The 15,005-nt window shown below is 49.2% G+C and carries 12 protein-coding genes; 2 read left to right on the plus strand and 10 right to left on the minus strand.

Annotated features, from left to right (window positions below; all coding sequences use genetic code 11):
* Positions 1 to 409: 409 nt before the first annotated feature.
* Together xerS and KJS52_RS02415 are read left to right on the plus strand one after the other, a co-directional pair.
* Positions 410 to 1,492, plus strand: coding sequence for a tyrosine recombinase XerS (gene xerS, locus KJS52_RS02410; RefSeq protein WP_213513031.1), 1,083 nt, complete (start codon positions 410 to 412; stop codon positions 1,490 to 1,492).
* Positions 1,493 to 1,576: 84 nt separating this feature from the next.
* Entirely contained in the window at positions 1,577 to 2,566 is a 990-nt protein-coding gene (locus KJS52_RS02415; RefSeq protein WP_213513032.1) for a YpdA family putative bacillithiol disulfide reductase, read from the plus strand.
* Between the two features lie 157 nt (positions 2,567 to 2,723).
* On the opposite strand, the gene KJS52_RS02420 is transcribed toward KJS52_RS02415, so the two are convergent.
* The 10 genes from KJS52_RS02420 to KJS52_RS02465 all read right to left on the minus strand — a co-directional run bounded on the left by KJS52_RS02420 (position 2,724) and on the right by KJS52_RS02465 (position 14,999).
* Positions 2,724 to 3,971, minus strand: coding sequence for an aminopeptidase (locus KJS52_RS02420; protein WP_213513033.1), 1,248 nt, complete (start codon positions 3,969 to 3,971; stop codon positions 2,724 to 2,726).
* Positions 3,968 to 5,383 carry a Sapep family Mn(2+)-dependent dipeptidase gene (locus tag KJS52_RS02425; RefSeq protein ID WP_213513034.1) on the minus strand — a complete coding sequence of 472 codons (1,416 nt, stop codon included), beginning with the start codon at positions 5,381 to 5,383 and terminating at the stop codon, positions 3,968 to 3,970. The genes KJS52_RS02420 and KJS52_RS02425 overlap by 4 nt, the downstream gene beginning before the upstream one ends.
* Positions 5,380 to 6,579, minus strand: coding sequence for a MalY/PatB family protein (locus KJS52_RS02430; protein WP_213513035.1), 1,200 nt, complete (start codon positions 6,577 to 6,579; stop codon positions 5,380 to 5,382). The genes KJS52_RS02425 and KJS52_RS02430 overlap by 4 nt, the downstream gene beginning before the upstream one ends.
* Positions 6,576 to 7,049, minus strand: a complete 474-nt coding sequence (locus tag KJS52_RS02435; RefSeq protein WP_213513036.1) for a RidA family protein — start codon at positions 7,047 to 7,049, stop codon at positions 6,576 to 6,578. The genes KJS52_RS02430 and KJS52_RS02435 overlap by 4 nt, the downstream gene beginning before the upstream one ends.
* 25 nt (positions 7,050 to 7,074) lie before the next feature.
* Entirely contained in the window at positions 7,075 to 7,701 is a 627-nt protein-coding gene (locus KJS52_RS02440; protein WP_213513037.1) for a helix-turn-helix transcriptional regulator, read from the minus strand.
* Between the two features lie 51 nt (positions 7,702 to 7,752).
* Entirely contained in the window at positions 7,753 to 9,117 is a 1,365-nt protein-coding gene (locus tag KJS52_RS02445; RefSeq protein ID WP_213513038.1) for a TldD/PmbA family protein, read from the minus strand.
* Between the two features lie 951 nt (positions 9,118 to 10,068).
* Positions 10,069 to 11,448, minus strand: coding sequence for a TldD/PmbA family protein (locus KJS52_RS02450; protein ID WP_213513039.1), 1,380 nt, complete (start codon positions 11,446 to 11,448; stop codon positions 10,069 to 10,071).
* A gap of 614 nt (positions 11,449 to 12,062) precedes the next feature.
* Positions 12,063 to 13,022: an ABC transporter ATP-binding protein gene (locus KJS52_RS02455; RefSeq protein WP_213513040.1), complete on the minus strand. Its 960-nt coding sequence runs from the start codon at positions 13,020 to 13,022 to the stop codon at positions 12,063 to 12,065.
* The gene (locus tag KJS52_RS02460; RefSeq protein ID WP_213513041.1) at positions 13,022 to 14,053 is read right to left on the minus strand and encodes an ABC transporter ATP-binding protein; all 1,032 of its coding nucleotides are present in this window, start codon (positions 14,051 to 14,053) and stop codon (positions 13,022 to 13,024) included. Before KJS52_RS02460 ends, KJS52_RS02455 begins: the two co-directional genes overlap by 1 nt.
* Before the next feature lie 10 nt (positions 14,054 to 14,063).
* Entirely contained in the window at positions 14,064 to 14,999 is a 936-nt protein-coding gene (locus tag KJS52_RS02465) for an ABC transporter permease (protein WP_373871324.1), read from the minus strand.
* Positions 15,000 to 15,005 lie beyond the last annotated feature (6 nt).

Below are 15,005 nucleotides of genomic sequence, written 5' to 3' on the forward strand. Positions count from 1 at the left end.
CTAGCGAAAGATTATGCTTCCGAAGTATGTTTCCCATGGAAACATTTCAGGTGCTCACGTAGCTTTTTGCCTACGCTGCGCTCCTCGTTTTCTACTAGCGTCCAAGCTACTTTGTTCTACACTCAAGAAAGCTACAGCGGAGGAGCAAAGCATCCGAAAAACGAAGTGGGTCGCCTTTAACATCGTAATGCAACCTTAAAAAATTTAATAAGAGTATTGCGATTTAAAAAGCGACTGGAGGTTGCTTTGCTCCGGAGCGCTGAAAAACGGAGTGGGTCGCCTTTAACATCGTAATACAACCTTAAAAATTAAAATAAGAGTATTACGATTTAAAAAGCGACTGGAGGATGCTTTGCTCCGGAGCGCTGAGCGCTGAAATAAGCTGTTCAAAATTGAGGGAGCTGGAAACATGAATATTATTAAAGTGAAAGACAGACAGGAGCTTGATCGCAAGCTGCCTGAGATGCCTTGGTATGTTGAGCAATTTATTCAATATAAGCTGCCTGACTTATCGCCATCCTCTCTGCTTGAATATATTCGCGATTATGAGACTTTTTTTCGTTGGCTAATGGCTGAGGGGCTTTCCCAAGCTCAGCATATTAAGGATGTCAGTCTGTTCGAGCTGGAGCAGCTGCGCATGGAAGCGATTGACGGCTTCAAGCTGTTTCTGTCTACCTACAAGGAAACGCGCAACAGCAGAACGACGATTACTCGCAAGCTGTCCTCGCTGCGCTCGCTATTTCATTATCTTAGCCAAATTGCCGAGGATGAAAACTTCTATCCGCTGCTAAAGCGAAATGTGATGGCTAAGGTCGCGATCAAACGCACGCATAAAGCAAAGGATACGGCAGCCAAGCTTGAAGGCAAGCTGCTGCAGGAGCATGAAATCGAGGAGTTTCTGCATTATGTTCGTACCGACTACGGAACGCAAATGGCCCGTAACAAGCAGGCGATCTATTCCTACCAGCTAAATGTCGTGCGCGACAGCTGCATTATTAGCTTGATCCTCCACTCTGGACTGCGCGTCTCAGAGGTCGTAAACCTGAATGTCGATGATATCGATATGAAGAAAAAGCTTTGCTATGTGTTTCGCAAAGGTAAAAATGATGAGACCTTCAAAACGCCAGTTTATTTTCGCCAAGCAGCAACAGAGGATTTACAGCGCTATTTAGAGCTGCGTGACATAAACTACAAGGCGCCAAAGCGCGAGAAAGCACTGTTTCTAGCGATTGCCAACGGTAAAAATGAAGGCTCGCGCATGACGAAGCGAGCGATTCAAGCGATGGTTATTAAGTATGCAACACATTTCGGCAAGCCGTATTTGTCGGTGCATAAGCTGCGACATTCCTTTGCCACTGACTACTATTTGCGCAATGATATATATAAAACCCAGGAGCAGCTCGGACACGCATCACCTGAAACGACGCAAATTTACGCGCATCTGACCGATAAAACGATGGCTGAAGCGATTGATCGCGAGAAGGAAAGCTGATATCGGCAACACTCAGGGCCCGGTTGCCCCATCTCCTGCAGCAGAGTACAATAGAACTAGCACGAATAGGAGGAAATTTCTAGCATGATTAAAGAGCATACCATTATTATTGGAGCTGGCCCATGCGGACTGGCAGCAGGCATATCCCTACAACGAATCGGCATTAAGCCGCTTATTATTGAAAAACGCAATATTGTGCATTCGATCTCGCAATACCCTACATATATGACCTTTTTCAGTACGGCTGAACGGTTGGAAATCGGCGATATACCATTTACAACGGCCAATGACAAGCCGACTCGCCTTGAAGCGCTCAACTATTATCGCACGGCAGCACAGCGCCATCAGCTGCGCATACAGCCATTTACTACCGTTACAGGAATCGTGAAGTCACAGAATGGTTTTATTGTTAATGCCGTTAATCAATACAATGAGGCAACTCAATATGAAGCAAAATACGTGATTGTGTCGACTGGTTATTTTGATCATCCGAATATGCTGGGCATTCCCGGAGAGGAACTGCCGAAGGTAAGCCACTTTTTCCGTGAAGCGCATCCGTACACTGGACTTGATGTAGCTATTATCGGCGGCAGCAATTCCTCGATTGATGCTGCGCTGGAGCTGGAACGAATCGGTGCGCGCGTCACGATCGTTTATCGTGGTGAGCAATATTCGCCAAGCATTAAGCCATGGGTTAGACCAATCATCGAATCTAAAGTTAACAATGGTTTGATCAACATGCTGTTCTCCTCTCGGGTACAGCGCATTAACAACCGCAGTATCGAAGTTGCGACGCCGGAGGGCAAGCTTGAGCTGGCCAATGATTTTGTACTTGCCTTAACGGGCTTCCATCCTGATCATCAATTTTTGACGGCTGCCGGCGTCACCTTTGAGCCAGCGGGACACCCTACTTACAATGAGGAAACGATGGAAAGTAATGTAGCTGGCATCTATCTAGCTGGAGTTGTTGTGTCTCGCAAAGAGGATGCTAATGAAATTTTTATCGAATCCGGACGTTTCCACGGCGACAAAATCGCTGCGCATCTCCGCTCCCTTGGTGAGGGAAGCGCCTAGTCAGGACATGACAGGCTAATTTGCAACTACGAGATAGGTTCAATCAGAAATAGTTAGCGTCGTTAAATAATAAGCAAAAGAGATCAGTCCCCAGCTGCAACCAGCTTCGGAGCCTGATCTCTATATCTTTAGGCTTGACTTGCCAGATTATGCTTTTCTAAAGTCCGACAAAGCGTCCCTGCTGCATCAGTTCAAGCTGTGCACCATCCGCTAAATGCGCCGTCACAGTCATATCCTCGGTTCCAAACATAAAATCAACATGAATGCCGGAAGCGTTCAGCCCCCGTTCGAGCATTGATCTTCCGTCCTCGCTTTGCTTCAAACAGCCCGGATAGCCCGTACCTAGCGCCACATGGCAGGTGCGATTTTCATCGCACAACGTTTCATAATGCAAAATGTTGGACTTGGCGATTCTTGATTGGGAATGGACGAGCGCCACCTCTCCTAAACGCGAAGCTCCTTCATCCTTTTCCAGCAGTGCTGCAAGTAATGAAGCACCAGTCTCAGCGCCCCATTCTAAGACCTTGCCCTTGCTGAAACGCAAATAAAACTGGTCAATAACACCGCCTTCATGAAGCAGCGGCATCGAGCTGTAGACTACGCCTTCGACTTTAGCGCGATGCGGTGCCGTAAAGATCTCCTCGGTCGGAATGCTCGGATAAAAGGTAATCCCGTCCGCGCCTGTTACCGAGCCGCCGTACCATTGCGCGCCATCAGCGAGCTCAATCGTCAAATCCGTCCCTAAGCTATTGCGGAAATGCAGGCGCGTAATCGGTAGCGCATTAAGCCGCTCCTTCGTTGCAAGCAGCTGCTTAATATGCTGGTCCCAGCCCAATAACGGGTCATTGGCCTCGTCGTCGCAATAGGTGATATGGAAAATATGCTGCCACAGCGCTTCAAAAGCCTCCTGCTCGTCTAAATGAGGAAACAGTACCCGTGCCCAGCTTGCTGTTGCAGCAGGCGAGGCATGCCTTCTGACGGGGAATGAAAACTGCTGCGTTAAAGTTCGCTCTGCCAATGAAGCTAGCAGCTCATCAACCAGTCTTTGTCGCTGCTGCGGCACTGCATACTGCCTGGAAGGATTGGGCGACAGGCAGCGCAGAAAGCAAGCTCCGCGCTGCTCATAGCTAGCCTGCTGATGCTGCTTTAGCTCGTAATACTGACGCAAATGCTCCGGCTGACTGTGCAGCAGTCTGGCATGCTCCAGCTCTTCATCCTCCAGCCGCAGCTGCACATCGCCAGCGCCAAGCTTATAGGCCTGCGCAGCAATCATTTTGGCAAAGTACAGGTTTTCGCTGTTGCAGGTAATGACAAGCAGCTGCTGCGGCTGCAAGGCGACGCCTCGCTTCAGCAGCAGCTCAATATAGCGCTCCAGCTTGAGCTGCAGTGGCTTGCTTATGCTCATTGCTGCTCACCGCACATCGAAATAATGACCTCAGTAAATATTTTAGCCGAGGTGATCAGATCGTCGATGATGACAAATTCATCAGCGCCATGCACGCGTGCGTCAACGCCTGGCATCGTGCAGCCAAATGCTACACCGCCTGGTATGCCGTGCACATAGGTGCCGCCGCCAACCGCCTGGCAATAGCCTTCGTTGCCGCTATATTTTTCGTATGCCTGCAGCAACGTTTGTACAAATGGCGAATCAGCAGGCGTATGATGCGCTTCAGAAAATCCTGCGCGCTTAAGCTCTACTCCGTACCCGGCTAGCGCATCAGCCAGTACATGCATCGTATTTTGCTCCGTTGCGCATATTGGAACGCGGCTGTCGATGAAGCCATACAGCTCTACTCCGTCAAAACGTAAAATCGCAAGATTCATCGTCAGCTTGCCTGACAGCTCATCCTCCATCGCAAGTCCGGCATGCTCGGCATAATAATCGCCATGTGGAAATACAGCTGATACGCCGTTTAATGCTCGTGTCAGCTTGCTATCAGCAAGCGGCAGTTTATTTAATGCCGTTAACAAAACAGTAATCGCATTAATGCCCATATGCGGCAGCGAGGCATGAGCGCCTTTGCCTTCTACTTGAAGTAAAAGCGTACCGTCCTCATGCTCAGTAACAGTGAGCGCTGCTCCGGTTGCGGCGCTAGCTACCTCCTGCAAAACCGGTTCAATATCGGCCTTGGCAAGCCCTTCAAGCACGCACTCAGCCTGCGGCGGCACCACATTGACGCGATATCCGCCATTTAAGCTGACGACACGCGGCAATGGAGCCTCTTCTCCTTCAAAGCGAGCGCCAAATGAGGTGCGCAGGCCGCCCTTTTCAATATTAATAACCGGAAATTCACCATCCGGCGAAAATACATATGGCGGCGGCGATTGCTTCTTAAAATAGTATTTCGTATCGTTACAGCCGCTTTCCTCGTCTGTGCCAACGATTAATCTGGCATTCGCATTCAGCTTGACGCCAATTGATTTGGCAGCAGCAAGCGCAAACAGAGCTGCGATAGTCGGCCCTTTATCGTCAGTCGCACCTCTGCCGTACATTTTACCGTTCTCGATTTCGCCGCCAAATGGATCCTTGCTCCAGTTGGAGCCAATATCAACAATGTCTACATGCGTCAAAATACCAAGCTTGGCCGGCAGCTCATTAAGCTCAATCGTACCCACATAGTTTTCATGATTAGCGGTATGCAAGCCGAGCTTTTCCGCCAGCTGCAGCGTATATTGCAGCGCATCAGCTGGCCCCTCGCCAAAAGGATGCTTCGGTGTCGCTTCGCCCTTGACACTGTTGATCGCGATCAAGCCCTGCAGACTGCTTAGCAGCAGCTCTCTATGATCTGCAAAATATTGCTCTATCTTCTCTCTCATTTCGCCTCACCCTTGTATGTGATTGTTCTTGCCTGCAAAGCCTGCTTCAACCGCTCAAGCGCCAAAACGAGCTCCTTGCGCGGCGTAGCCAGGTTCATGCGTGTAAAGCCTCTGCCCATACTGCCAAAGCTTGCGCCTTGATCAAGGTCCAGCCCGGCCTCCACCAGCAAAAAATGCTGAAGCTCCTGCTCCGACAAGTCCAGCGCGCTCCAATCCATCCACGCCAAATATGTGCCTTCCATCCTCGTCATCTGAATGCTTGGCATATGCTGCTGCAAAAACTGCTGCACATACGAAATGTTGCCCGCAACATATTGCAGCATCTCATCAAACCATGTATCGCCTTCCGTGTAAGCGGCAATGACTGCATCGCGAATAAATGGATTCAGGCTGCCATAATGATCGATCCGCTTCTGCTCATTGAATTTCGAGCGCAGCTCTTCCTTGGCAATAATCGCATTTGCGTGACTAAAGCCAGTAAAATTAAAGCTTTTGCCAATTGAGGTGAGCACAATAACATCATCCTCCAAATCAGCGTGCTGCAGCAGCGGTGTCGTTCGATGACCGTCAAACACAATTTCTGCAAAAATTTCATCGCTAATGACCATAACCTGATGCTTTCGCGCCAGACGCAGCAGCTCCTTTAAGTAGCTGTCATTCCACACCTTGGCAATCGGGTTATGGGGATTGCACAAAATGAACATCTTGTTCTGCGGATCTGCCATAAGTCGCTCCAACTCAGCAAAATCCATATCATAGCTGCCGTTGCGGTATAGCAATTCATTGCGAACGATTGTACGGCCGTTGTTGCTGATCATTCTCTCGTACAGCATATATACAGGATTATGAATAATGACGCCATCTCCAGGCTTCGTAAAGGCCCGAATTGCTGTCGCGATAGAATGCAGCGTACCGTTGGTCGGAATGATCCAATCCTGACGAATATCCCACGCTCTGCGGCGCTTCATCCAGCCCACTACAGCCGCCAAATAATGCTCATCGGCGAGCGTATAGCCATAAAGACCGTTTTGCGCACGCTTGACTAGCGCTTCAATGACAGGCGGCGCTGTCCGAAAATCCATCTCTGCGCCGCAAAAGGTAATGCCGTCCTGCATCGTGACCTCGCGCGGTGTCACCATCCATTTCATATTGCCATAGCTTTCCCGCATTGCTAGCTGGTCAAAATAGCTGCTCATTCCGCTTCCTGCTCCCTCAGCTCAAATATCCCTTCAATTTCCACTGTCACATCCATCGGAAGCTGGTTCGTACCGACAGCAGAGCGCGCATGGCGGCCATCCTCGCCAAACACATCAAACAAAAGCTGCGAGGCGGCATTGACGACAATATGCTGCTCCCAAAAGCCAACCTCGCTGTTGACGAAAGCGAGCAGCTTGACGACGCCCTTCACCTTATTCAAATCGCCTGTAAAATCTTTTAGCGCAGCGAGCATGTTGATGACGCATAAGCGTGCAGCCTCCTGTCCATACTCGATGCTGCGCTCTGAACCTACCTTGCCAGTATAAACGGGCTTGCCATCAACCATCGGCACTTGCCCTGAAACGTACAATGCCCCTCCAAGCTGCTTCACCGGCACATACAGCGCTCCTGGAGGAGAGGAAGGCGGGATATGCAATCCCAAAGCTTCAATTCGTCGGTTAATATTCATGCGTACCCTCCTAGTTGTGCGGAGCTTATTCCTCTTCGTCAAGCTCCTTTAAATAGTTATATATCGTATAGCGGGATACATTGAGCTTTTCTGACACATACGGCACAGACTTGTGCATTTCAAACAGATTTTTTTGCTTAAGCAGCTTAATCAGCTTTAAGCGATCCTGCTTGTTGAGATCCTCAATCGGCTTGCCGATCAACGCCAGGCTTTCCTCAAACAAGGAGCTCATCATGCCTTCTCCTGCCTGCCAGATTGCATTTTGCAAATCCCCGCCAACATTCATTAGATTAATGAGCATTTTATTTGCTTGTACCAGATCGGTAAAATCAAAATTAATGCCCAACGCATATTTATAATCTTCACCTGCCAGCTGGAAGGTGGAGCTTTTTATTTGTCTGCCGTCTGGGCGAATAACTAAGTAATTGATGAAATCCACCTCTGTCAGCACTTCATTCACATCTCTTGTAGAGCCGAGCACATCAACGATAGAGCCAACCTCACGCCCCGTCACCTCACCATTGTAAATCGCCACAATCGGGTGTCCTTTAACCGTCATGTCATGAATGAGCGTCTCGCATTGCTTGCCAAAGGTTTCGGCAATCCCTTTGGCCAAACGATCAAGAAAAGAAAAGGCTTGTTCTTTATTCATCATCTTCCCCCAGCTTTCAGTGTCGTTAGCTGACTGCCAGCTGAGCCAGCGCTAGCTTCCGGACACCGTAATATTTTTCACGAGCATCGAAGGCGAGCCGTAGCAGCCATAGGCCATCGGCGCGCCCGGCCTGAAGCTTGTCGGCAAGCCAAATAGCAAATCATTGCCTACCGCTTCGATATTTTGCATAAAGTCATATAAATTGCCTGCAATCGTAATGCCGTCAAATGGCTTTGTAATTTTCCCGTTTTCCACAACAAAGCCCGTTGCCGGAATTGAAAAATCTCCAGAAATCGCATTAATGCCTGCGCCGTGAAAATACGCAGTTACATCCGTCACGTACAAGCCGTCACCCATTTGTGCAATAAGCTCGTCACAGCTTTTATCGCCTGGCTGCACATAGAAATTAGAAGGATAAATTTTTGGTGCGTAGTTATAATCAAGCTGCCAGAAGCTGCCTGGCTCCCCACTCGGCTGCTCGAATTGCTGTGCCGTCTCGATATCGTGCAAATAGCTCTTCAGCACGCCTTGCTCAACGAGCACACGCTTGCTTGAAGGCACGCCTCTTGCATCAAACGGCCATACAAATACTCCCAAAGGATCATGCGGGTCATCAACAATCGTAACACAGTTTCCTGCTATTTTTTGGTTAAGCTTGCCGCCCAAATTAGAAATTTTATTCAAGACAGAAGCGGCTGAGAAAAATACCGAGAAGCCTTGCACCATAAGCGATGCCGTGTCATTTGGCAGCACGATGCTGTACTTGCCTGTCGGAACCTGCCGCGCTCCAAAATAGTTAGCCGCTTTGTCATAGGCTGACTTCACCATCTCCTTCACCTTAACATCTGCAAGCGCCGTGCCGCCGCGATAAATGAGTGAGTTGGTCAAACTGCCGTTTTGCTCAGCGACAACATAAAGGATGCAGTAAATTTGATTCGACGTATGTGTTACATCAAGGCCGCGCGTATTAATAATGCGCTGGGTAATACTGTTTGCGTGCAACACGCCTGTAGTTTTGGCAAGCTCCGGATAGAGCGCAAGCTCATCCAAAATCTCGGCATGCAGCTGCTTTACCGCCTCAACATCCTCAATCGACTTGTCAACAGACGGCAGCTGCGGATATTCCGCCTTGCCATCATAGTAGTGATAAGGCTTGCCGCCGATAGCCTCGACATTTTCCTTAACGGCATTAATTAAATAGTAAATCGCCTGCTCTGACAGCAGCTCGGAGTAAGCAGATGCTGAGCAATCGCCGATCGAGCCCGTAAACACAACACCTGTCTTAACATGATGCTGCTCGCCCTGTGGGATGCTCATCATAATGCCGCTGCCTGTAGTGAAATTAAGCTGACAGTCCGTAAACCCATTCTTCTTCGCCTCAGCGAACAATAACTGACTAAATTGTTGAATTTTCAAAACCGCTTCCCTCCCTTAAATCTGTTCAGCGCTGCGGAGCAAAACATCCTCCAGTCAGCGCTCCGGAGCAAAGCATCCTCCAGTCGCTTTTTAAATCGTAGTGCTTCCTTTGTTTAAATTTATGGTAGCATTACGATGTTAAAGGCGACCCACTACGTTTTTCGGATGCTTGCTCCTCCGCTATAGCTTTTTTGAGTGCAAGTCCAAGAAGCTTGGACGCTAGTAGAAAATGAGGAGCGCTAGCTGCGGCAAAATGCTACGTGAGCACCTGAAATGTTTCCATGGGAAACATACTTCGGAAGCATAATCTTTCGCTAGCGTTCAAGATTCGCCGTCGACTAAGCTTCAACGCAATCGCATCGTCATCAAAGTTCCGCTTTTTGATCGACAACTTCCAATAGAGGTTCAAAAAGTGGGGCTTTCAGGACCAAGAAGCTTGGACGCTAGTAGAAAATGAGGAGCGCAGCGTAGGCAAAAGCTTCGTGAGCACCGGAATTTTCGCTAGCGTTCAAGATTCGCCGTCGACTAAGCTTCAACGCAACTGCATCGTCATCAAAGTTCCACTTTTTGAACTCCCTTTCCAATGTAAGTTCTAATACTCGGCTTTCAGGACCAAGAAGATGAAACGATACTAGAAAGCGAGGAGCGCAGCGTAGACAGACCTACGTGAGCACCGGAGCTTTCGGTAGCGTTTCATATTCGATGTCGATTAAGCTACAACGCCCATCATCGTCATCAAAGTCCCGCTTTTTGATCGACAACTTCCAATAAAGGTTCAAAAAGTGGGGCTTTCAGGACCAAGAAGCTTGGACGATAGTAGAAAATGAGGAGCGCAGCGTAGGCAAAAGCTACGTGAGCACCGGAATTTTCGCTAGCGTTCAAGATTCGACGTCGAATAAGCTACAACGCAATCGCATCGTCATCAAAGTCCCGCTTTTTGAACATCCTCTACTATTGGCCGCCTACTACTAGTTTTGAGATCTTAATCATCGGCTGCCCATTGGACACCGGCAAACTGCCGCTGGCTGCACCACATAAGCCGCCATCAAAGGCAAGATGCTTGCCCACCATTTCGACATTCATTAACGCTTCTACGCCCATCCCCATAATCGTTGCGCCGCGAATCGGCTTTGTAATTTGACCATTTTCGATCAAATACGCTTCCTGCACGTTGAAGTTAAAAGAGCTTGTTTGCGGATTCGCTGTTCCTCCGCCAAACAGCTTGGCGAACACACCGTACTCAACGCTTGCAATAATATCCTTGTCCTCATCTTCGCCTGGTGCGATAAACGTGTTGGTCATGCGCGACGTTGGAGCAAAGCGATACGATTCCTTGCGCCCGCAGCCAGTCGGCTGCATGCCCATTTTGCGTGCGCCGAGGCGATCGATCATATAGCCCTTCAAAATGCCGTTTTCGATTAGTAGATTTTTCGTAGACGGAAGCCCCTCATCATCGACATTGATCGTGCCCCATTCTCCCGCAATTGTGCCATCATCCCATGCTGTTACCTTGCTGGAGGCGATTTGCTGACCGATTTTATCAGAAAATACGGAGCCGCCGCGAGCAACCGAGCTGGACTCAAGCGAATGACCGCATGCTTCATGGAAGAAGATGCCGCCCGTACCATTTGCGATGACAACAGGAAGCTCGCCAGTTGGGCTCGGCTCTGCGTAAAGCATCGTCACAGCTGTTTCGCTGGCTGCTCTGCCCATCTCCTCAGGATTATAGCGCTCGAACAGTTCAAACCCACCTTGAATTTCCGCACGGTGATTACCGGTCTGGTTCATAAGCCCATCACTTGCTACCGAGCGCACGCCAAAGCTCGTATAAATGCGGCGATCCTCTCCGCAATACCCATCGCTTGTTGCCAGAAAAATACGCTGATCCATATCCTTATATGTGATGACAGCCTGCACAATATCCTTGCTATAACTTCTGGCTGCATGATAAGCTCGCTTCATATAATCCACCTTCATTGCAGTCTGGACCGAGGATGGGACAATAAGCGTTTGACAATAGTTCACATTGTAACGCTCAACCAGCGTCACCTGCTTGCCCTTCGCCACACCTTCCATAGCATGAGCAACCTTCTTGGCAAGCTCAAGCATAGCTGCAGCAGAAACATCATTTGTATACGCATATACGCATTCCGTTCCGCGCAGCAGTCGTACAGATGCGCCGAAGTCTTGACCAGATACTGCTGCATCCATAATGCCATTTGTCATCGTCATACTATTTTTTTGCGTGTGCTCAACAAATACTTCAGCGTAGTCGCCGCCTGTTGACAGCGCCGCGCCGATAACCTCTTCCGCTAGCTTGCGAGATATCATAGCCTCACCGTCCTTAATTTAATTAATGTCATTAATAAATACGTAAGTCGAGTTAACTGCCATGCAACACTTCGTCAAATCAGCGCTCCGGAACAAAGCATCCTACAGTCGCTTTTTAAATCAGCGCTCCGGAGCAAAGCATCCTACAGTCGCTTTTTAAATCGCAATACTTTTATTAAATTTTTTAAGGTTGCATTACGATGTTAAAGGCGACCCTCTTCGTTTTTCGGATGCTTTGCTCCTCCGCTGGAGCTTTTTTGAGTGCAGGACCAAGAAGCTTGGACGCTAGTAGAAAATGAGGAGCGCAGCGTAGGCACTAGCTACGTGAGCACCGCAGCTTTCGGTAGCGTGACATATTCGCCGCCGACTAAGCTTCAACGCAATCGCATCGTCATCAAAGTCCTGAATTTTGAACCTTCCTCTTTTCAATAAAAGGTTCAAAAGCAGGGCTTTCAGGACCAAGAAGATGGCACGATACTAGAAAGCGAGGAGCGCAGCGTAGGCACTAGCTACGTGAGCACCGCAGCTTTCGGTAGCGTGACATATTCGCCGCCGACTAAGCTTCAACGCCCATCATCGTCATCAAAGTCGTGCTTTTGAACCTTCCTCTACCTCTACACGTGATGGCATGCTACAAAATGTCCTTCCCCCATCTCCCTAAGCTGCGGCTTTACATTGCATTGCTCGCTGGCAAAGCTGCAGCGGCTGCGGAATTTGCAGCCTTTCTCCTGCATCGCTGCACTCATAATGTCTCCGCGAATAATTACATGCTCCTTCTGCTTCTGATAGACCGGGTCTGGTGTCGGAATGGCAGACAGCAGTCCCTTGGTATAAGGATGCAGCGGATTGCTGAACAGCTGATCCGTGCTCGCCTTCTCTACCATATTGCCAAGGTACATTACAGCGATATTGTTCGAAATATGCTTGACCATGCTAAGATCATGGGAAATGAACAGATATGTCAATCCCAGCTTTTCCTGCAAATCCATAAGCAGATTAATAACCTGCGCCTGAATCGACACGTCCAGCGCTGAAATTGCCTCGTCGCATACAATAAATTCCGGCTCAACCGCCAAAGCGCGGGCAATTCCGATCCGTTGCCGCTGACCTCCGGAAAACTCATGCGGAAAACGACTGGCATGCTCGCGATTCAAGCCGACCAGCTCCAGCAGCTCGTGAATGCGTGCCATACGCTGCTTGCCCTTGTAAATCTTGTGAATATCGATGCCTTCTCCAATAATTTCGCCTACCGTCATTCTCGGATTAAGCGAAGCATACGGATCTTGAAAAATCATTTGCATTTGCTTGGTCAGCTGCTTATACTGCTTGCGCGAGCTGCGATGAACATCCTGGCCCTTAAACACGACATTGCCACCGTCAGCCTCATACAGTCGCAGCACGGTACGCCCTACTGTCGTTTTGCCGCAGCCGGATTCGCCGACAAGGCCTAACGTTTCACCGCGTTTTATATCAAAGCTGATGCCATCGAGCACCTTGTTCACCTTGCCGCCGCCAATCGGGAACACCTTCTCCAAATCACTGACATGAAGCAGCACTTCCTGCTCTTTACTCATTAGCGAACTCCCCCGTCCATAACGATATGCTGCAAATGAGGACGCTCAACCTTTGGCGCTGACGGATCAAGCAGCCAGCATGCCGCTTGATGCTGATCAACGATGTTAAAGCTTGGAGGTGCCTCCTCCTGGCAAATATGCATGCAGTAGCCGCAGCGCGCAGCAAATGCGCAGCCTTTTGGCGGCATCAGCATATCCGGAGGCGAGCCTGGGATTACCGACAAGCGCTTGCTTGATTTGCCCGTCAAGCTTGGCATGGACTGCAGCAGCCCCCATGTGTACGGATGCTTAGGGTCATAAAAGATTTCCTCCGCTGTGCCGCTCTCTACGATACAGCCTCCATACATAACCGCGATCCGGTCAGCCATATGGGCCACAACACCCATATCATGCGTAATCAGCACAATTGCCGTGCCAAGCGTTTGCTTCAGCTCGTTCATCAGCTGCAAAATTTGCGCCTGCATCGTAACGTCCAGCGCAGTTGTCGGCTCATCCGCCAGCAGCACCTGCGAGTTGCAGGCAAGCGCAATTGCAATCATAACGCGCTGACGCATACCGCCGCTAAACTGATGCGGATAGCGCTCCATATTGCTTTCAGGATTCGGAATGCCGACCATTGAAAGCATTTCAATCGCACGCGCACGAGCTTCCTTGCTGCTCAGCTTTTCGTGCTTTTGAATGCCCTCCATAATTTGCCGACCAATTTTCATAGTCGGATTAAGCGAGGTCATCGGGTCCTGGAAAATCATCGAAATTTCCTTGCCGCGCAGCTTTTCCATTTGCTTTTCCGAATATTGCGCGATATCAACGCCCTTGAACAGTATTTTGCCTTGCTTCAACCGTGCCGGAGGTGTAGGCAGCAGTCCCATAACCGACTGAATCGTCACACTTTTGCCGCTGCCGGATTCTCCAACAATGGCAAGCGTTTCCCCCTTGTTCAAATGGAAGGAAACACCACGAACAGCTTGAACCTCGCCTGCATACGTATCAAACGACACCGTCAATTGTTGTACATCAAGAATTTTCTCCATGGTGCTCCTCCTAATTTCTAAGCTTTGGATCGAATGCATCGCGCAGTCCATCGCCGAACAGATTGAAGCTTAGCATAATTAAGCTGATGAGTGCCGCAGGAATAAACAGCTGCGAAGGGTAAATCTGGAACACGCTAATACCGCTATTGACAAGCTGACCCCAGCTGGACATCGGAGGCTTAATGCCGATACCAATAAAGCTTAAGTACGCTTCATAAAAGATCGCTGAAGGAATCGCCATCGTCATGCTGACAATTAAAATGCTTAGCGTATTCGGAATTAAATGCTTGAAAATCAATCGCCAGGAGGATGCGCCAAGCGCTCTTGAAGCCAATACAAACTCTCGCTCCTTAAGCTGCAAGACGAGGCCGCGAATGTTGCGCGCTGCTCCCATCCAGCCTGTCAAAGCGAAAGCTAAAATGATCGGCAGCGGACCCGAACCAAAATAAATCATAATTAAAATGACGTAAATAAGCTGCGGCACACACATGCCGATGTCGGTAATGCGCATAATGATCATGTCGGTTTTGCCGCCAAAATAGCCTGAAATACCACCGATAACCATCCCTAGCAAGCTCGGAATAATCGCTCCAATAATGCCGACTGCCAGCGATACTCTGGCTCCCATCCATATGCGCGCCCATAAATCGCGTCCTAGCGTGTCGGTGCCAAACCAGTGCGTTGATGACACAGGTGCATTGATATTGCTCAAATTCGTTTGGTTATATGAATACGGCGTCAACCATGGTCCAACAATCGCCATCACGATTGTCAGCACAATAATCGACAAGCCGAGCATTGCCACCTTGTTTTTGACCAGACGGTTCATCGCATCCTTCCAGAAGGAAAGGCTGGGACGAACAATCGCTTCATGCTGAAGCTCAGCTTTATTAATAAAGTTGAACTTTTTGTTGGCAGACTTCGCTTCACTCGTAGAATTCATCATGCACCT

The sequence above is a fragment of the Paenibacillus montaniterrae genome (assembly GCF_018403185.1).
In the GTDB taxonomy this organism is placed as follows: domain Bacteria; phylum Bacillota; class Bacilli; order Paenibacillales; family Paenibacillaceae; genus Pristimantibacillus; species Pristimantibacillus montaniterrae.